Annotated in this window: 11 protein-coding genes, 1 tRNA gene and 1 other RNA gene; 4 read left to right on the top strand and 9 right to left on the bottom strand. The window is 58.5% G+C overall.

Annotated features, from left to right (window positions below):
• Positions 1 to 183: 183 nt before the first annotated feature.
• From ACN08V_RS08380 to purS, 4 genes are all read right to left on the bottom strand, one after another.
• Entirely contained in the window at positions 184 to 2,730 is a 2,547-nt protein-coding gene (locus ACN08V_RS08380; protein ID WP_419105223.1) for an HAD-IC family P-type ATPase, read from the bottom strand.
• Positions 2,731 to 3,225: 495 nt separating this feature from the next.
• A complete protein-coding gene (gene purL / locus ACN08V_RS08375; RefSeq protein WP_419105222.1) occupies positions 3,226 to 5,532 on the bottom strand; it encodes a phosphoribosylformylglycinamidine synthase subunit PurL in 2,307 nt (768 codons plus the stop codon).
• Between the two features lie 26 nt (positions 5,533 to 5,558).
• Positions 5,559 to 6,368, bottom strand: a complete 810-nt coding sequence (gene purQ, locus ACN08V_RS08370) for a phosphoribosylformylglycinamidine synthase subunit PurQ (RefSeq protein ID WP_419100373.1) — start codon at positions 6,366 to 6,368, stop codon at positions 5,559 to 5,561.
• Positions 6,369 to 6,371: 3 nt separating this feature from the next.
• Entirely contained in the window at positions 6,372 to 6,623 is a 252-nt protein-coding gene (gene purS, locus ACN08V_RS08365; protein WP_419100374.1) for a phosphoribosylformylglycinamidine synthase subunit PurS, read from the bottom strand.
• A 232-nt stretch (positions 6,624 to 6,855) separates the two neighbouring features.
• Here purS and ACN08V_RS08360 point away from each other — a divergent pair, with 232 nt between their 5' ends.
• From ACN08V_RS08360 to ACN08V_RS08350, 3 genes are all read left to right on the top strand, one after another.
• Positions 6,856 to 9,741: an S-layer homology domain-containing protein gene (locus ACN08V_RS08360; protein ID WP_419105221.1), complete on the top strand. Its 2,886-nt coding sequence runs from the start codon at positions 6,856 to 6,858 to the stop codon at positions 9,739 to 9,741.
• A gap of 118 nt (positions 9,742 to 9,859) precedes the next feature.
• Entirely contained in the window at positions 9,860 to 10,534 is a 675-nt protein-coding gene (locus ACN08V_RS08355; protein WP_419105220.1) for a hypothetical protein, read from the top strand.
• Positions 10,535 to 10,621: 87 nt separating this feature from the next.
• Positions 10,622 to 12,061, top strand: coding sequence for a PepSY-associated TM helix domain-containing protein (locus tag ACN08V_RS08350; RefSeq protein WP_419105219.1), 1,440 nt, complete (start codon positions 10,622 to 10,624; stop codon positions 12,059 to 12,061).
• A 107-nt stretch (positions 12,062 to 12,168) separates the two neighbouring features.
• On the opposite strand, the gene ACN08V_RS08345 is transcribed toward ACN08V_RS08350, so the two are convergent.
• The 5 genes from ACN08V_RS08345 to ffs all read right to left on the bottom strand — a co-directional run bounded on the left by ACN08V_RS08345 (position 12,169) and on the right by ffs (position 19,176).
• Complete coding sequence (locus ACN08V_RS08345) at positions 12,169 to 13,125, bottom strand: 3-methyladenine DNA glycosylase (RefSeq protein ID WP_419100378.1); 957 nt, start codon at positions 13,123 to 13,125, stop codon at positions 12,169 to 12,171.
• A 573-nt stretch (positions 13,126 to 13,698) separates the two neighbouring features.
• Positions 13,699 to 14,991 (bottom strand): aspartate kinase, encoded by a 1,293-nt coding sequence (locus tag ACN08V_RS08340; protein WP_419100379.1) that lies wholly within the window; start codon positions 14,989 to 14,991, stop codon positions 13,699 to 13,701.
• Between the two features lie 138 nt (positions 14,992 to 15,129).
• A complete protein-coding gene (recR, locus tag ACN08V_RS08335; protein WP_419105218.1) occupies positions 15,130 to 16,209 on the bottom strand; it encodes a recombination mediator RecR in 1,080 nt (359 codons plus the stop codon).
• Between the two features lie 12 nt (positions 16,210 to 16,221).
• A complete protein-coding gene (locus ACN08V_RS08330) occupies positions 16,222 to 18,918 on the bottom strand; it encodes a DNA polymerase III subunit gamma and tau (protein ID WP_419105217.1) in 2,697 nt (898 codons plus the stop codon).
• 161 nt (positions 18,919 to 19,079) lie between these two features.
• An RNA gene (ffs, locus tag ACN08V_RS08325) (signal recognition particle sRNA small type) lies at positions 19,080 to 19,176 on the bottom strand.
• Positions 19,177 to 19,338: 162 nt separating this feature from the next.
• On the opposite strand from ffs, the gene ACN08V_RS08320 reads away from it, so the two are divergent.
• Positions 19,339 to 19,423: transfer RNA gene (locus tag ACN08V_RS08320), tRNA-Ser, on the top strand.
• The last annotated feature ends 529 nt before the right edge of the window (positions 19,424 to 19,952 follow it).

The raw sequence follows: 19,952 nt of genomic DNA, 5'->3' as shown, positions 1-19,952 counted from the left end.
AGGGCAGACTCATGCACTTAAAACCAATCCGGTGCCTAGACCGGACCTCATCTAAGAGCTGATAGCAACTCAGGTCTTGCCTGCTGAACCAGTAACAATCCTGATGATTGACTAAAATTGCGGGGACGAACCCCGTTACCCCTTCACCCTACTATTCCTTGCGGTAAGACGCAAGCGCCCCTGTTAGGAGCCTTCTTTTGAGATGGCCTGGCTTGCTTCGATGACCTCACGGTGGTGAGTTCTGAGCCATCTGTTGTGCAGTTGCAGATTGACTTCGATGAGCAGGCACCCCATGATTGCAGCACCTAGCGTGACCAGCAGGTAAGAGCCAGAGGGAAGGGTGAACTGGTGGTACCAGAGAGAGGGCGGCAGAACCAGAACCAGGGCAAGGCCCAGGTACATGCCCGCAACAATGAGGAGCCTGACCCCGCGAAGTGGCCTGGTGACGGTGGTGATGTTGTAGACACCCATGAGGACCAGGGCAATAAAGGTCGCGGTCTGAACCTCCGAGGTTGCTATACCCGCATGACTGTGCCCGTAGCCAATCACCAAGACCAGCACAGCAGTGATGACCAGGGCGCTGGGGATAGCGTAGTGCAGGGCCCTACTCAAGAAACCGCTGACATAGCGGCGCTTATTGGGCAGCATGGTCAAGAAGAAGGCCGGGCCACCTACAATCAGTAGGTCAGCGGTGGAGTACTGGCGAGGCAGGAAGGGGAACTGCCAGCAGAGGATGCCCAAAATCAGACCCAGGAAAATTGCAAAGGCCGTCTTGGTGAGGAAGAGGTTGGTCACCCGCTCGATGTTGGCGATAATCTTACGGCCTTCAGCAAGCACACTGGGGAGCCTATCAAAACGACCATCCAGCAGAACCAGACGGGAGACGGCCTTGGTTGCTGGTGCGGCGTTACCCATAGCAATGCCCAGATCAGCGTGTTTGAGGGCAAGAGCATCGTTAATACCGTCACCGGTCATAGCAACTACTCGACCCGCTTGGCGTAGACCCAGCACCATATTCTTCTTCTGCTCCGGGGAAACCCGGCCAAAGACACTGTGGGTCAGGGCAGCCTCAACCAGTTCGGGGCCTTGCTCAGGCAGGGTGGAGGCATCTACTGCGCCAGCTGAGGTATCCATGCCTGCGGCCTGGGCGGCGGCGGCCACCGTGCGGGGGTTATCACCGGAAAACACTTTCAGGTCGATACCCTGCTCCCGGAAGTAGGCTAGGGTGGCGGGTGCCTCGGAACGAACTTGTTCCCGGAAAATCACAAAGAACTGGGGGTCTAGACCCTGCGGAACCTGCTGGGCCACACGGCCCGAAGAATCACGGGTCAGGGCGGGAGCATGACCGAGAACCATCACCCGCAGGCCGGAGGCCGCAAGCTCACCTGCTCGGAGCGCGGGCGCTGAACCGGGAGAGAGTAAGACCTCGGGGGCACCCAGAATCCAGGCGCCACTACTGGCGAACTCCACCCCGCTAAAGCGCAGAGCCGACGAAAACGGCAGGAGCGCCTGAGCCTCTTCAAGGCCCTGCCCCTTGGTTAGCTGTGCAAAGGGTTCTTTCAGGGCGGCGGCGGTAGGGTTGGCGTTATCATCGGCACCGAACCAGGCTAAAGCGCCCTGCCAGCCGGGATTTTTACCCACGTCGTGGCCTTGGGCAAGCCGGAGCTCTTGTTGGCCCTCTGAACGGGCCAAGACTGTTCCATCGAGCAGACGGGCCGACTCAAAGCGCACCCCACCCTCGGTCAGGGTGCCGGTCTTATCGAAGCAAACCGTATCAACACGGGCTAGCACTTCAACCGCAGGCTGTTCCTGAATCAGCACCTCAGATTTGGCGAGCTTGACCGAAGCAACCGCAAAAGAGATGGTGGTCATCAGAGCCAGACCCTGAGGAATCATGGAAGCAACCGAGGAAACAGAGGTAATCAGGGCATCACGCCAGCTTCCGGTCTCCAAGGCCACCTGCCAGCCACCGGCCGCCTGCATCTGCCCGTTGAGGACCACCGCAATAATCGGTACCAGAGCCCAGGTAATCCAGGTAACTACCCGCTCCATACCCGCGCGCAGTTCGGAATGAATGGTGGTGAACTGGCGGGCCTCAGCGGTAATTTTTGCGGCACGAGATTTAGCACCCACCGCAGAGAGCCTTACCCTGCCGGAGCCGCCAATAACAGAGGAAGCAGAAAGTACCTGATCACCGGGCTTCTTACCCACCGGGTCGTTCTCACCGGTCAGCAGAGACTCATCCACATCAAGGCCGTCACTGGTCAGGACCACAGCATCGGCGGGAACCTGGTCACCACGTTTGAGCAGAACAACATCGTCCAGCACCAGCTCATCGAGCGGAACCCGAACGAGCTTGCCATCACGCAGGGCGCTCACCGGGTCACGCCGTAAGAGAGCGATTTTATCGAGCTGGCGTTTAGCGGAGAATTCCTGCGTAAAGCCAATGACAACGTTGGCGATAGCTGCCAAGAGAAAGAGCGTATCGAGCCAGCTTCCCAGCATAATTACCGCAAGACCGCATAGCCCAAGAACCAGGTTAAACATGGTAAACAGATGGGATCGGACGATGGCCGCTGTCGTTCGAGAGGTCGCGGTGTTCTGGGTATTGACGAACCCTGCCTGCTGACGCTCAGCCACCTCTTGCTCACTCAGGCCCTGCGAGGCCAGGACGCTATCGGGCTGGGTGCTCACAGCGACACGGTGGCGGGTACTTGCGGCACCAGACATGCAAAGGGCTCCTCGGATAGGTGATGGGCGTCCTTTCTAGTTTAGTTCAGCAAGTGCCCGCAGGACTCAGCCCAGGGTATGAAGTCTTGATCTCTGCACACCTTCATTCTGTACTCGGCTCCAGCTAGGGCGGGGCCCAGCCATATACAAAAGAGAGTTGAATTTTGTTGGTGGTCGGCTCTGGCTAGGGTTGGGTCCAGCAAAACCCCGGCGGGTCCACAAGATGATGGACCAAGCAGAAAAACTGGTGCCCGGTCTCTGGAGCTAGCGGACGCCTGCACTCACCAGCCTTTGCCCTAGGGTGATGGGCTGCTGCATGAGCTCACTCCACTGCGTCCTGACGATTTTCTAGCCCCAAGAACTCTTTTCAAGCCCCAAGAACTCTAAGCAGAATCTCCGCTGATCCAAGGAGGAAAAACAAACATCCGCCCCCTTGCTCCACAGAGGAGTCGGGGCGGATGCCTGATTCATCACAGCGGGAATCCCGAGGTGATGCTAAGAAGCGAAATAGCCGGGCAGCGTGCCTTCGTGGGCTTGACGTAGCTCATCGAGGTCAAGAGCTACCTGGCCCTGAATATCCAGGGTCTTGGAGACAGCATCCACGACACCGATACGGGCGAAGGGGTAGGAGCGGGCAGTGCACATGTCCTTGAAACGTACCTCTTCGGAGCGGGGTACCGAAACCAGTACACGGCCCAGGGACTCTGAGAAGAGCAGGGTGAAGATGTCCACGCCGTCACGCTCCGCCAGTTCACCCAGACCCACACGGGCACCGACGCCAAAGCGCAGGCAACCCTCTACCAGGGCGGCGGCCAGGCCACCGGAGGAAAGGTCGTGGGCGGCATCAATCATGCCGTCCCGGCTCATGTTCACCAGCATGTCACCGAGCAGGCGCTCAGCGGCCAGATCTACCTGGGGAGGCAGGCCGCCCAGGTGCCCCTTGTACCGGGCCCACTCGGAGCCATCCAGCTCATCGCGGGTAGTGCCCAGCAGGTAGAGGGCCTGGCCGTCATGCTCAGCAGACCAACCGGAGGGGGTCCGGCGGCTGACATCGTCCATGACACCCATCATGGCTACCACGGGGGTGGGGTTAATGGCCTTACCACCGGTCTGGTTGTAGAGGGAGACGTTACCGCCGGTCACGGGAACCCCCAGTTCCATACAGCCGTCCGCCAGGCCGCGCACAGCCTCGGCGAACTGCCACATGATGTCCGGGTCCTCGGGAGAACCAAAGTTCAGGCAGTCAGAAACAGCTACGGGGCGCGCACCCACGGTAGCCACGTTGCGGTAGGCCTCAGCCAGGGAAGCCCGAGCACCGGTGTAGGGGTCCAGCTTGGTGAAGCGGGGGTTGGCGTCGGTTGCTAGGGCCACACCCAGGCCGGTCTCTTCGTCCACACGGATGATGCCACCGTCATCGGGCATAGCCAGGGCGGTATTGCCCTGAACATAGCGGTCGTACTGGTTGGTGATGTAGCTCTTGGAGCACATGTTCGGGGAGGCCATGAAGTTCTTGATAGCCTCACCCAGCGCTTGACCGGTGGGGCGTTCATCATCTGCTGCCGAACCGGTGAAATGGTCAGCTTGCAGGGCGTCCTGCCAGTCGGGGCGACCGTAGGGGCGCTCGTAGGTGGGGCCTTCGTGGGCAACCGTCTTGGGGTCAACGTCCACAATGATTTCGCCCTGCCACTCAATTGTGAGGCGGCCAGAACCGGTGACCTCACCCAGAATGGAGTATTCCACATCCCACTTGTGCATAATCTCTTCAAAACGGGCCAGGTTCTTGGGGGTTACCACCGCCATCATGCGCTCCTGGGACTCCGACATGAGAATCTCGCCGGGGGTGAGGGTGGGGTCACGCAAGAGGACCTTGGTCAAATCAACGTGCATACCACCGTCCCCGTTGGAGGCTAGCTCGCTGGTGGCACAGGAGATGCCAGCAGCACCCAGGTCCTGAATGCCCTCAACCACCGATCCCTTGAAGAGCTCTAGGCAGCACTCAATGAGGACCTTCTCGGCAAAGGGGTCGCCCACCTGAACGGCGGGGCGCTTGGAGGGCTTGGTGTCATCAAAAGACTCAGAAGCTAGCACGGAGGCACCGCCAATACCGTCACCACCGGTGCGGGCACCAAAGAGGATGACCTTATTGCCAACACCGGAGGCATTCGCCAGGCGGATGTCTTCGTGGTGCATAATGCCTACAGCCAGGGCATTGACCAGCGGGTTTGCCTGGTAACACTCGTCAAATTCCACTTCGCCGCCAATATTAGGCAGGCCCAGGGAGTTGCCGTAGCCGCCCACACCGGAGACTACGCCGGGTAGGACGCGGGCGGTGTCGGGGTGGTCAATTGCCCCAAAACGCAGGGGGTCCATGACCGCTACGGGGCGCGCCCCCATGGAGATAATGTCACGCACGATACCGCCCACACCGGTTGCCGCCCCCTGATAGGGCTCAACGTAGGAGGGGTGGTTGTGGGACTCAATTTTGAAAGTGACAGCCCAGCCCTTGCCAATGTCGGTCACACCGGCGTTCTCGCCGATACCGACCAGCATGTCCTTCTTCATCTCTTCGGTCACCTTGGCGCCGAACTGCTTGAGGTGGACCTTAGAAGACTTGTAGGAACAGTGCTCAGACCACATGACCGAGTACATGGCTAGCTCGGCGGCGGTGGGGCGGCGGCCCAGGATCTTCTTAATGTCCTCGAACTCGTTTTCTTTCAAGCCCAGTTCGGCCCAGGGGAGTTCGGTGTCGGGGGTGGCGGCAGCGTGCTCGACGGTGTCGAGGTTAAACTTCTTGTCGTTCAATGGTGTGAATCCTTCGGTGGGGCCGGCTAGGCCTTGACCAGCTTCTTAAGAACAGAGGTGAAAACGCCCAGGCCATCAGCGCCCTGACGCAGGCCCACGGGGCCAAAACCAGAGGATGAGGGCCCAAAACCGGGTTCAACGGCGTGTTCGGGGTGAGGCATCAGGCCAACCACATTGCCTGCCTCATTACAGATACCTGCAATATCGTTGCGTGAGCCGTTGGGGTTATGGCCCACATAGCGGAAGACCACCCGGCCCTCAGCTTCAAGAGCGTCCAGGGTCTTGGTATCGGCTACATACTGGCCGTCCTGGTTCTTGAGAGGCACCACAATCTCCTGGCCCTGCTCAAAATCGCAGGTCCAGGCGGTCTGGCTGTTCTCGATGCGTAGAATCTGGTCACGGCAGATGAACTTACGGTGATCGTTCTTAATCATGGAGCCGGGGAGCAGGTGCGTCTCGGTCAGAATCTGGAAACCGTTGCAGATGCCCAGAACCGGCAGGGGGGAGGAGCCGGATGTACCCGCTGCGCTCGCCGCTTCAACGACCTGAGCCATCACCGGAGCCTTGGCGGCAATAGCCCCGGCGCGGAGGTAGTCACCGTATGAAAAACCGCCGGGAACAATGACTGCATCTACCTGGTGTAGGTTTGCGTCATTGTGCCACAGCGGTAGGGGGGTGCCACCGGCTAGACGTACGGCGCGGGCTGCGTCGCGGTCATCGAGGGTGCCGGGGAAGGTCACCACACCAACTCGGATACCCGCTAGAGCGGTATCGGGGCTGGCGGTGGAGAAATCGCCAACCAGGGGAACGTCGTGTGCTGCGAGAGATTCTGCCACCGTTTAGTCCTCCAGCGCCTGGACGTTGATGACGTCTTCGATGACCGGGTTAGACAGCAGTTCTTCTGCTGCCTGGCGGGCCTGGGCGAGGAGCTCATCGGTCAGGGGGCCATCAACGGTCAGCTCGAAACGCTTGCCCTGACGGACATCGGTGAAATTGGAGAGGCCGATGCGGGGAAGCTCATGGGCAATGGCCTTGCCCTGGGGGTCGAGGATCTCGGGCTTGAGCATAACGTCAACAACAATACGGGCCATGAAGGGGCACTCCTTGGGTGCTGGAATCTAATTAAAGCCAGCTCTCATTTTACACGGGGGTGGAGTGTCGCGGGGCACATTGGGGTACCTGTAGATGGGTTTCAGGAGCCGAAAAATAGCCCCTGGGTCTGGAGGTAGGATGTCTTAGGCTGTAGGGTATTGAGTGAACCTGTGTCTTGAGACACACGTTTATTTTTGAGAAAAACCAGGCACCTACCCTCAGGAGCTACCCTTGAGACGCACACTCGGTCGTTTTCTGACCATACCCACCCTTTCTGTCATGGCCCTGGCCGGCACACTCCCAGCCCAGGCGCTCCCCGCTCCCCTCCCAGGGCCCACCGGAGCCCCGGGCAGCTACACCGAACAGAACCTAGCAGACACCCTCTTCGGGGATGCCTCAAATTACCGCATCCCAGCCCTAGCCGACCTCGGTGATGGCGTTGTCCTAGCTGCCTGGGACGGCCGCCCCAATAACGCGAGCGATGCACCTAACCCTAACTCTATTCTCATGCGCCGTTCCACCGACTACGGTGCTAGCTGGTCAGAGATCAGTTACATCGCCCAGGGACAGCTACCCACCGCCGGGACCAAAAAATACGGGTACTCAGATCCCTCATTTGTCGTGGACCGGGAAGCTGGCAAGGTCTTTGCTTTCTTCGTCTACTCCCAGGATCAGGGTTTCCACCACAGCGAGTACGGCAACGATATAGCCAATGACCGCAATGTCATTGGCGCTGTTGTCACCGAATCTAGCGACGGGGGTATCACCTGGAGTAAGCCCCGGGATATTACCCCCATTGCCAAGCCCGGAACCAGCAAGGCTAACCCCCTGCCCGGGGATGTCAAAAGCACCTTTGCTAGCTCGGGCGAGGGAATCCAGCTTAAATACGGCCCACACAAGGGCAGGCTGATACAGCAGTTTGCAGGTAAGGTCAAGCAAGCTGATGGTTCAGAGGCTATCCAGGCCTACTCTCTCTATTCAGATGACCACGGTCAAACCTGGCAGCGCGGTAACTTTGTGGGAACCGGTATGGATGAGAACAAAGTGGTCGAGCTTTCAGATGGCCGGGTCATGATGAACTCACGCGATAGTTCCAACTCCCACCTCCGTAAGGTGGCTATCAGCTCCGATGGCGGTCAGACCTGGGGGCCTGTAAGCCTAGATGCCGAGCTGCCGGACCCCACAAATAACGCCTCAATTATCCGCATGTATCCCAATGCCCCCCAGGGAAGCAAGGACGCCCAGAAGCTCATCTTCACTAACTCCTATAACGGGGCTAACAGCCAACGTAAGAACCTCACCGCCAGGGTTTCCTGCGATGACGGTCAAACCTGGCCGGGCATCCGCCAGTTCCAGCCAGGATTTGGGGCCTATTCCTCCGCCACCGCTCTCTCTAACGGCAACTACGGGGTTCTCTACGAGGCCAGCTACAAAACCGATATCCGCTACGGCACCTTTAACCAAGACTGGCTAAACGTGGTGTGTGCACCGCTAAGTGCTGAGCCTGTGACGGTGGAAGCGGGCCAGAGCGTGAACCTTCCGGTGACGATCACCAACCAGGAGGACAGGGCAATTAGTGGCAGGCTGACCTTAGCTGACACCGCTGATCTGACCGGTAACCAGAGTGACCAGATCACCCTTGCCCCCGGTGAAAGTCAGACCGTCACCTTAACTCTGACCGCCGCAGCTGCCGCCCGTTCAGGCTCCATTGACGCCGTCTTTACCGGCGAGGACGGCCGCCAATCCCGCTACAGTCTGGGGGTTAGCGTCAGCGGCAATAAGAGCCTGGGTGTGGAGATTTCTCAGGCCTCGGCTCAGACTCGGGATACCGTAGCAAACCCCTACTCTGTGGGAGAACAAGTGACCTATAACTTCTCGGTCACTAACACCTCACCGGAAACTGTTGACGTGGTACCGGTCGGGGGGAATCTGGATACCGGGTTCCTGCCACCGGCACCCCATGAAGCCAAACGGAAGAACTGCCGTTATCTGAAACTTGCGGCAGGTGCCGGTTACAGCTGTGGCACCGGTAAGCACACGGTTACTCAAGAAGACCTCGATCGCGGCTACTTTGTGCCGGAGTTAAAATTTAGTGTCAGGGCCACAGCAGATCCCAGTCGAAGCCAGGAAGTAACCCACACCGGTGCCCCGGTACGCCTGGGCAAAACAGAAGTAGTTCCCACCCTAGCTATTTCAGGCCAGATGACTTCACAGCCTCAGCAGTACTATGCCCAGGGCGATGTCATTGCCTACAGTTTCCAGGTCAAAAACGAATCCGTTCTTACTCTTACTGCCCTGCCCACATCCAGTAATTTTGAGCAAGGCTTCTCCCTCCCGGCCAAACCTAACTGCCGTTGGATCGGGCTCAAACCTGCAGGCACTTATACCTGCTCTACAGCGCGTCACACCCTTACCGCCCAGGACTTGGAGCGTGGCTACTTCCAGCCAGAGGCTACTTTCACCGCAGTCAGCTCCCTAGACGGTAGCGAGAAGACCTTTAGCTTTACCGGCGAACGAATTGCCGTGCCTGCTGCCCCTGAGCCGGAAACCCCCGGTAACCAGGACCCTATCTTCCGTGATGTTAAGGCAGATAACATGTTCTACACCGAGATTCAGTGGGTTGCCCAGCACGGTATCGCTCGCGGCTGGCCTGATGGCACCTACCGCCCGCTAGCCGATATCGAACGCGCTGCTATGGCGGCCTATCTCTTCCGGCTGACAGGCCCCCAGGACTACCAAGCCCCGGAAGTTTCACCTTTCAAGGATGTGCCCACGAGCCACCCCTTCTACCGTGAGATCGCCTGGATGTACCAAGCCGGTATCGCACGCGGTTGGGAGGACGGTACTTTCCGGCCCCAGCAAAGTGTCAACCGTGATGCAATGGCCGCCTTCTTCTACCGTCTATCGGGGGCCCAGGGCTACCAGGCACCGGCTACCTCGCCCTTTACCGATATCAGCACCGATGACATTTTCTACACAGAGATCTCTTGGCTAGCTGAACAGAAGATCAGCACAGGTTGGCCCGATGGCAGCTACCGCCCCGTCCAGCCCATTAAGCGTGATGCTATGGCCGCTTTTGTCTACCGCTTTGACCGGTCTCTTACAGACCAGAAGTAGTCGGACATTATGCGCTAGAGATAGCTCTTTGTAGGGCCTGCGACAAGTAGAAATAGGGTTCCTCACCCGGCCGGGTGAGGAACCCTACCTGCTTAAAAATCTATTAGAATTGACTATCATGCAGGCAGAAAACCGTCACCGAAGACTCACCCGAGGGGTGCTCTCTGCCTGCTTTGCCCTCTTCATGGGCCTGTGCTTTCACCTGGCAGGCGGTGGGCAGGTGCCGCCTACACCTACAAGGCTCCTGGTACCTTTAGCACTGGCTATCCTGGTCTGCACGCTCCTTGCTGGAACACGCAAGAGTCTGGTGCGTCTTACCGCCGGTGTGGCTCCAAGCCAATTTGCTTTCCACACCTTTTTATCTGCGGCTGAATATGCGCCCTACCATCCGGCTCATGTGATCCCCAGCCAAGCTATAGGACACGCAACCCATCATGGGGTTGCCCTGAGCCAGGCGGTTTCCGCAGAGGCACCGGCTCATATGCACATGGTTACGCCGGGCTACCTGGGTATCTTCCCGGCAGAAACTCAGATGTTCCTGGCGCACGCGCTTGCCACGGTCATTACCGTAGCGGTCTTTTACCGCTATGAGCTGGTCCTAGAGAAACTTGGCACCTGCCTCACCTACCTGTGGGCAAGGCTCCTTAGCTCCCTGGGTCTGCTTGTGCCCTTGGGCTACCCTCGTACTTCTGCACTGTGCTCGGTGCACCAGCCAAAAGCACTCCCCGCTATTACGCTGACCCCTCACCTTCTGCGGGGGCCACCTCTATTCTCTTTCGCCTCACCCCTCTAAAAACACACATCAGGCGGTGCTGTATGCACCGCCTGTCAGAGAGAGCCTGCCCTTTTAACAAGGCAGGCCAGACGAAAGAGATTTACTGTGAACACCACTTCTGCGGGCACCGCTGTGCCCTCAGCGGCTTCGCCGCGCCCATCTACCAGCACCTGGCTCTATGCCCTCTTGAGGAGAATTCACTTCTACGCGGGAATCCTGGTCGCCCCCTTTATCTTTATCGCGGCGGCCAGCGGTGCGCTCTACGCCCTTGCACCGCAAGCCGAAAAAATGATCTACAGCCATGTACTCACCGCCCCGGAAAGCACCACCCGGCTGAGCCTTGATGAGCAGGTGGCCGCCGCTAACGCCTACCAGGGTTCAGACAAACCTGTAGCTGTTCGCCCTGCGGTGGCTCCCGGTACCACTACCCGCATCATGTACGCCGATGAGAGCCTGCCAGAATCCACCTACCGAGCAGTTTTCATTGACCCCGCCAAGGGCCAGGTCCTGGGGGATTACCCGGTTTATGGCAGTAGCGGATCCCTGCCCTTCCGTACCTGGGTCAGTAATCTGCACAAGGACCTGCAGCTGGGGGAGCCCGGGCGAATCTATAGTGAGCTAGCCGCCTCCTGGCTCTGGGTTCTGGCTCTAGGTGGCCTGGTGCTCTGGGCCCAGCGCGCCCGGCGCATGAAAAACAAGCGCCAAGCGATCCTGCCGAGTTCAAAAGGCCGCGGATACCTGCGGACTCTTTCACGGCACAGCGCCCTGGGCTTCTGGCTTGTTCTGGCTATGCTTTTTCTTTCAGCAACCGGTCTGACCTGGTCAACCTATGCAGGTGAGAACGTCAGCCAGGTTCGTCAGGCCCTGAGCTGGACCACACCGAGTATTTCCAAGGAGCTGCAACCCGGTAGCTCAAGCGCAAGAGGTGGGGAGCACGCCGACCACAGCTCACAGACCGCTCAAACTCAGGCCGACTCAGGAGCAGCTACCGCTGTTTCCTACGATAAAATCCTAAGTACAGCCCGGGGCATCAATATCGACTCAGCCTCTGTGGAGATTCGTCCGGCCCCCGATGATCACACCGCCTGGGTGGTGCGCGAGCTGAAACGTTCCTACCCTACCCAAGCTGATTCAGTAGCCATTAATGGTGGCACATTGGAGGTAACTGACCGAACTGACTTTGAGGATTTCCCCCTGCCAGCCAAACTAACCAGCTGGGGCATTGCCTTACATATGGGCCTTTTTCTGGGGATCGCTAACCAGCTGGCGCTTTTTCTTGTGGCCTTGGCGCTCATGCTCATGTGCGCCTGGGGCTATATCATGTGGTGGCAGCGCCGCCCCAAGGGGGAGCGAGGCTTGGGGCCGGCACCGTCCCGTTCATCGCTACGGCAGGTCCCCCTATGGGCTTGGGGGCTCACTGCTGTCTTTACGGTAGCTCTTGGCCTCTTCATCCCCCTGCTGGGTCTGAGTCTGCTGGTCTTCTTGCTCCTAGATGCACTTTTGGCTGTGCTAGCTGGGAAAAGGGGAGCTGAGAAGGCAGGTTAGGGGCTGAGCTGAGAAGGGGCTCACGCCCCGAGAAGCTGGTTAAACCCAGGGGCCTTACCCGCCACCTCTGGTGGGTAAGGCCCCTGATAGGTACTGAAGAATCGGGGCTAAGCCACCTTTTCTGCTGAGCAGGCCAACTCAGTGAAGTAGGGGTCTATCTTCGCCAGTAGCTTGTGACGCAGTACCTGTGAGCGCTGAGCAAAGTCTTTCTGTAACTTGACGTAGCTGGCCTTACCCTTGGGGGTCTCAATAGCGATAGGCTCATAGCCCCATTCACGCAGGTCATAGGGTGAAGCCTTCATATCAACTTCCCTAATATCCCGGGCGAGCTCAAAACAATCCATGAGGAAGTTTGAGTCCACCAAGGGCAGGAGCTTATAGGCCCACTTGTAGATGTCCATATTGGCGTGAAGGCATGACGGCTGTTCCAGATTCCGCTGAGCCTCACGGGTGGGCTGGAGCTCGTTGAGCTCAGTGGCCTGAGGCATGAAGAAGCGGAAAGCATCAAAGTGCGAGCACTTAATCTTGTGGCTTTCTACGACCTGGTCTGTACCTTGCGCCCCTAAACGCAGATTCAGGTAGTCATGGCGGATATCGTTTTCCACTGACTTATAGGCCATAGCCCATTCGTGGAGGCCGAAGCAGCTGAATTCGCCGGGCTTTTCGGCGGTGTTGGAGATAATGGTGCGCGTGAAATCAAGAGCTGACCTACGTTCTTGGGCGAAGAGCTGGTGGTCAACCGTAACTGCCGTCCCCGAATCAGCATGCCTGCGGGCTTCCATGAGAGGCATGCCGGCCCGCATCAACTCTGAGGCTGTGACTGGCCGGTAGTACTTCCACCTCAAACGCTCTGGGGCATCGAGAAGGATAGTGCCTGCCCCAGGGTGCCAGCGCATAAACTGACCGGGTTTGAGGGTGTAGTAGGTGAAGAGGAAATCTTCAACCGGGTGGACGTGACCGCGTTCTCGGCGGTCGGTAAAAGGAAGAGCGTAGGTGCCTGCGCGCTCCTCATGAGCGGCGGCTTGGGCGCGCCACTCACGCGAACTGAGAATTTGTAAAGGCATGCCACCAGTTTAGGTGACAAATTTGGACTTACAACCTCTCTTTTGTGTTTTTGGGATGCGTTTGGGGTAGTGGGCGCGTGTTTTTGACTGAGAGATGCTGTGCTATTGAGTGGAGCCGGAGAGACATTACCCGCCAGTAACTAGGGTAAACGTTTTATAAGGAATGTGTTGCCCTTTCCTATGTGCAACTTCTGGCAGAAGATTTTTGAGCCCTAAATAATTTGAAAAAATTTTCTGCCTGAGAAGGTCTTTTGTAACAAAGTAAACCGGCTTCTCTCTTTGTTTGAAGTCTATCTACTCATGAGTAATATAGATACATTTAACCTTGTCAGAGGCGATAATGGTTGTTTATATGGGATTATTGGATAAAGATTTTGTAGATATGTTTAAAATTTGTTGAAAAAACAAACGGTTTGTTGCAAATAGGGCCTTAAGTGCCTTCTAACAAGGTCGGATACTCGGCCGGACCCATCCGTAACAAAAGCTAGCTCAGCCTTGCTCTTGGAAGAGCCCCGGCTTGACCAGCGGGGACACTGCTCAGGCCGGGGCTCCAAGACAAGGGGCCGCAAGAAATTAGCGGCCGGTGCCACCGTAGACGGTAGCTTCACCTTCAGCATCCAAACCAAAGGCGCTGTGCACAGCACTCACAGCCTCATCCAGCTTCTCCAGCTCGGTGATAACCGAGATACGAATCTCGGAGGTAGAAATCATCTGGACGTTAACCCCGGCCTTGCTCAGGGCCTCAAAGAACTTGAAAGAGACACCCGAGTTAGCCTTCATGCCGGCACCCACCAAGGAGAGCTTGCCAACGGCCTCATCGTACTCCACCGCCTCAAAGCCCAGCTCAGCCTTGCGGGCCTCCAGCAGTTCAAGAGCCTGGCGGCCCTGCGCCTGATCCAGGGTAAAGGTAATGTCAGTGACGTTTGGGCGGTCAGTGGGTACATTCTGAACAATCATGTCCAGGTTAATCTGCTCTTCGTTCAAGAAACCAAAGAGCTGGGCCGCTGAACCGGGAACATCCGGCACACCCACTACGGTGATCTTAGCCTGCGAACGGTCGTGGGCAACGCCGGAAATGAGGGGCTGTTCCAAAGGAATCTCCTTAGTAGTGTGTTCAAAGCCGTCCGGGGCATCGGGAATGACGATAGTACCTTCAAGATCAGAGAAGGACGAACGGACGTGAAGTTTCAGGTTAAAGCGGCGGGCGTACTCGACCGAGCGCAGGTGCAAAATCTTGGCACCGTTAGCGGCAAGTTCTAGCATCTCTTCGCTGGTGACGGTATCGAGCTTATGGGCTGTGGGGACGATTCGGGGGTCGGCGGTAAAGACACCGTCCACATCGGAGTAGATTTCGCAGACATCGGCCTTGAGCGCTGCTGCTAGTGCTACGGCGGTAGTGTCCGAACCGCCACGGCCCAGGGTTGTGATGTCGCGGCTGTCGCGGTTCATACCCTGGAAGCCCGCAACAATGGCGATATTGCCCAGGTCAATAGACTCCTGGATCCGCTGGGGGTTAACCTCAACCAGGCGGGCGGCACCATGAACGCCGTCGGTAATCATGCCAGCCTGGGAGCCGGTAAAGGACTGCGCCTTAGCACCCAGATCATTAATAGCCATTGCCAGCACCGCCATAGAGATACGCTCACCGGCGGTCAGGAGCATATCCATCTCGCGGGAGGGGCCGGCACCGGGGGAAACTTCGGCGGCAAGGTCGAGGAGCTCATCGGTGGTATCACCCATCGCGGAGACAACTACAACAACGTCATTGCCTGCCTTGTGTGTATCCACAATCCGGCGGGCAACACGTTTGACGCCTTGGGCATCAGCGACAGAGGATCCACCGAATTTTTGGACAATCAGACTCATTTGAATTATCTCCAGTACAGGTGCGTGATGTGATAGGGGTTTTTGATCCAGCTAGAACAATCTTACGTGCCCACAGCACCCAGGGTGAAACTCCTACCCATCGTGAAGCCGTATGACATAAAGCCCGTAATGATTCGCTTAGACCCAGGGGTTAACGTAGGTTTTACCGGGAATCGGAGGAACCTTGGGCGCTACTGTACGTAGGGGAGTTTTCTTGAGCTCTTCGAGCTTGGATTGGTAGGCCTCCTGGCGTTCTTCAGTCAGGCCCTCATCAGGCTGGCCGGCTTCAGCCTCAAAGGCAGCTGCTGCTAGACGTTCGGCGCGCTCTTCTGGCGAGAGGTCACCGGGGATAGCCGCAACCTCCTGGCTGAGCAGAACCTCGTTCAAATCCCCCTGCTGGGCTTGGACCGGTGCTTCTGCGCCGGGCTGAGCGGGCGCATGGGCTGGCTCCTGAGCCTGCTCCGGTGCGCTGGTCTTCTCTGCATCAAGGTCTTCAAACATTGATCCCGACCAGCGGGCACGGGGAGCCTTAGTTTGCGGGGTAGCTTGTGCCTGCTGGGCTTCAGCCTCAAGAGCGGCCTGGAAGTCCTCGGCAGGGTTGGCGGTCTCAGCCCGGTTGCCCTCACTGATAATGCGGCGCCCCTCCAAAGCACGACCCAGAGTAATCTCATCGGCGTACTCAAGGTCGCCACCCACCGGCAGGCCGGAGGCCAACCGCGAAACCCTAATGCCGATAGGCACCAGCAGGCGGGATAGGTAGGTTGCCGTGGCCTCACCCTCAAGATTGGGGTCCATAGCCAGAATCAGCTCGCTAATACGCTCATCGGAAAGGCGGGCCACCAGCTCACGGATTCGCAACTGCTCAGGGCCAATACCGGCCATAGGGTTAATAGAACCGCCTAGCACATGGTAGCGGCCGGTAAAGGAGCGGGTGCGTTCCACCGCGACCACGTCCTTGGACTCCTCTACAACGCAGAGGATCGCGGGGTCACGCTGTTCGTCCCGGCAGATAGCGCACAGCTTGGTTTCCGAGACGTTCCCGCAGATTTGACAGAAGCTCACGGTCTTCTTAACTCGGGCGATGGCATCGGTCAGTTTAGCCATCTCACTGGCATCGGAGTTCAAGATGTAGAAGGCAATGCGCTGGGCCGATTTAGGGCCCACTCCGGGTAGCCGGCCAAGCTCATCAATTAGGTTCTGGACGGCACTTTCGTACACAAAAACTCCTTGCTAGCCCTGGTGCAGGGGCTGTTCGTCAATAACTTTTCCACCCAGTATTTTTTCAACAGCCTTCTGCCCAATGAGGACGGCAGATTCGAGGGCGGCATCGTCGTCGCTGGGGGTGAAGTCTTCTGCTTCTTCTACCGGGGCTTGCTGCTGGGACTGAGTAAGGGCCTGCTTACCTGCGGCTATTTGTGCTGCGTGACGTTCCCGGAAAGACAGCTTGCGTTCTTGTGTCTGATGCTGGCCTTGCTCGGCAGGAGCGGGTGTCTGCTCTTGGTGCTGGACCGTTGCCTGGGCTGTTGCCTGTGGAGCCAGCGGTGCTACTGCCTGTCTCGCAGGGGCAAAGCCAGTGGAGGGCTCGTCCGGGTCTTCCGGTTCCTGCTCGGGGGTGGGCGCAACCTCAGGGTCTTCCTGCCTTTGGGGCGCTACCGCAAAGGCGTTGCGTTCATGTGCGCCCTGGGAGGGGTGCTGAGCCTTAGCGATTTCTACGGGATCAGCATCACCTTCGATGACGCGCAGGTGGGGGCTGTGGGGGGTTTCCGCAGAGCCTGCGGCTTCTTCTTGGGCGGGAACCTGCTGGTCTTCGCTGGGAATTGCCGCCACGTTCCACGAGGTGACCGGGGCGCTCCAATCATCGGGACTCCATGAGGGGGGCTGGTCTGAGAGCGGCTGGCCGTGGGCCTCCCAGGCCTGGTCGCCACCGCGGGGTCCCTGAGCTAGCTCAACCGGTGGTGGGGAAGCTAGCCCCTGGTTCTGCCCCTGGGCAGGAAGACCGGGGCGCTCTGTATTTTCTGGTGGCAGCGGCATTGGTTGTGAGGTCGGATCCTGTGACGGCTCCGGGGAGGGCTGATGAGGAACCGGGCCGCTGGGCGTGGGCTCGGTGGGTGTGGGCTTGGTGGGTGTGGGCTTGGTGGGTGGTGCTGACCCTCCGCCCGGACGCTTGATTTCACCACGCAACTGAACCTGTAAGCCCAGCACGTTGAGAAGTGCCTGCTGGAGCTGAGGTAGGTAGTCCTTGACGGACTTAAGCACGCGTAGCTCAGCTAGCAGGAAGAGGGAACCGTTTTCAAAACGCACCGGCTGGCATTGGGCAAACTGGGCACGGGCCAGAGAGGAGGGCACCTGGCTAAGAATATCGGACCAGGAATTGAGTACCAGGTTGACCGTGTTTTCACCGGTGGTTGCCGCTGCTAGGGGAGCCTTGGTGGGGGCCGGCGTAGCGGGGGCCGGTGCGCTCGCTTGGGCTGCAGGCTGGGCCTGTGCCGGAACCCCGACCGGGGGCTGTGCCGGGGCCCTCAGGGGAGGGGCAGCTAGTGGCTTACCAGCTAGGGGAGCGCCGGCAAAGGGCGCACTTGCTAGGGGTTTAGGTGCCTGCTCGGTAGCAGAAGAGCTCTGGGTAGCCGGAGCGCTCGCGGACGGGCCGGAACCCTGCTCTTGCGCTGTGGGGCCTGAGGCAGCGGGCATCGGGTGCTTTAACGACGGCCCTGTTTGAGTACCCTGCCTACCCGGTGCCCCCTGGGTGGGTGTAGCCTGCGGGCCAGAAGCTATTTTGCCTTCCAAGCGTTCCAGGCGGGCCGCTAGAGCACCAAGGCTCTGCTCGCCCGAGGTGAGCAGGATACGGGCGCAGAGCAGTTCTAAGTGGAGTTGGGGGTTCATCGCCCCGCCCATCTCGTTCAGGGCCTCGTTGGTAAGGTCTGCGGCGCGCGAAAGTTCGGCAGAGCCAAGCTTCTTGGCCTGCGCTCTCATGCGTTCTAGCTGGTCAGCTGCAAGGCCGCGCAGAATGGAACCGGCGGTGTCGGGAACAGCTTTGACAATAATCAGGTCGCGGAAGCGCTCAAGTAGGTCCTCCACAAAACGGCGGGGGTCCTGACCGGTCTGAATTACCCGATCCACCGATGCAAAAACCTGGGCGGCCTCACCGCCAGCGAAAGCGTCTACAACCTCATCAAGTAGCTCACCGTGGGTAAAGCCAAGGAGGGCAACGGCCAAATCGTAGGTAATGCCCTGCTCACTAGAGGCACCGGCCATGAGCTGGTCCAGAATGGAGAGCGAGTCGCGCACCGAGCCACCACCAGCACGCACTACGAGCGGGATGACCCCCTCAGCTACCTGCACGCCCTCTTCTGAGCAGAGCTTATTCAGGTATTGGCCCAGAATTTGGGGTGGTACCAGCCGGAAAGGGTAGTGGTGGGTGCGGGAGCGGATAGTGCCTAGCACCTTGTTAGGTTCGGTGGTCGCAAAAATAAACTTAATGTGAGCCGGTGGCTCTTCCACAATCTTTAGGAGGGCATTAAAGCCCTCCCTGGTCACCATGTGGGCTTCATCGATAATAAAAATCTTGTAGCGGTCACGCACCGGGGCGAAAGTGGCTCTCTCGCGCAGGTCTCGGGCGTGGTCTACACCGCCGTGGCTGGCCGCGTCCATCTCGATCACATCGAGTGACCCGCCACCGTCACGGGAAAGATCGCGGCACGATTGACATTCCCCGCAGGGAGTGGGTGTTGGCCCCTGTGCGCAGTTGAGGCAGCGGGCAAGAATACGGGCTGAGGTAGTCTTACCGCACCCGCGCGGCCCCGAGAACAGGTAGGCGTGATTGACCCGGTTCTTTTCGAGGGCAGTCATGAGAGGTAGGGTCACATGCTCTTGCCCGATGACGTCGGCAAAGGACTCCGGGCGGTAACGGCGGTAGAGGGCAGTGCTCACATTAAACCTTCATTCGAGTGCTAACAGCTGAGCCCAACCGTGCAGGTCCGGGCAGATACAGAACCAGCGGGGGAACTGTTTTTAACAGTCTAGTAGGGGTGGCTGACATTCTAAGAACTGTGTACGCTGAGCATAATGGGTTGACTGCCAGTTTTTGGGCATAAAAAGACCCCCTACGCACCCGTCAGAGCCCAGATACCCTTGCTGCCTTCCGGCCCTGGGGGAGTTCTCCAAGATAACGCCACGTAAGGGGCTTCATCTACTGTAGCGCACCTGCGGGGTAGATGGCAAAGCGCTCTCTGCTGGCCTTAGCCCCCCCGGTAAGAGGTGCCCGTGTTGCGTTAGTGGGTTGTGTGGGGTATGCTCGTATCTGTTCGCTTTCGTGAAGCTACGGTTCGCTGTAGCTAAAGCAAGACACCTGGAGGATTCGCCTAGCGGCCTATGGCGCACGCCTGGAACGCGTGTTGGGTTCACGCCCTCGGGGGTTCAAATCCCCCATCCTCCGCTAGCCGGTCTCATCGCCCACTTGATGAGACCGGCTTTTTATCTGCCCAAAACATGCACACCCAAAATGCTGACCCCGGCCTGCGCCGCTCATCCCCCCTCAAAGGTGACCATACTGACCACAATCTGGAGGAGCCTGAGCCTAGGGAAGAAGGCTTTTTCAAAGGGAGTACGCCCGGAGAAGAGACCCAGCGAAAATTCGCTGGTAAGAGAACGTCATGATGATGTCATAGTTGTTTTTCTGCCGTGAGCTTGGAAGCGACCGGCAAGGGGAGAAGGCCGCATATCTTCATAGGGCCTTAATGACCTTAAGTAAGTTTCGATATAGACCTCCAGCGGGGGATAGTAGCGCGACCGATACAATTCAAATTACCGAATACACATTCTCGTGACAGGACCCCCATGTTCCCCCTCACCCGCCGGGCTGAGCGCCACCACAAGCGGTGCCTCCTGCCCCTCGTCTTACTCTTTTCGCTCACCCCCGCACTGCCCGCGCAGGCCGAGCCCGCACGCCCCCACGAAACAGCCAG

Origin of the sequence: Rothia sp. P5766, from assembly GCF_048513555.1 — a bacterium.
Lineage (GTDB): Bacteria > Actinomycetota > Actinomycetes > Actinomycetales > Micrococcaceae > Rothia.
The sequence above is the reverse complement of the archived record's forward strand: the minus strand, read 5'-3'. Positions and strand labels throughout refer to the sequence as shown.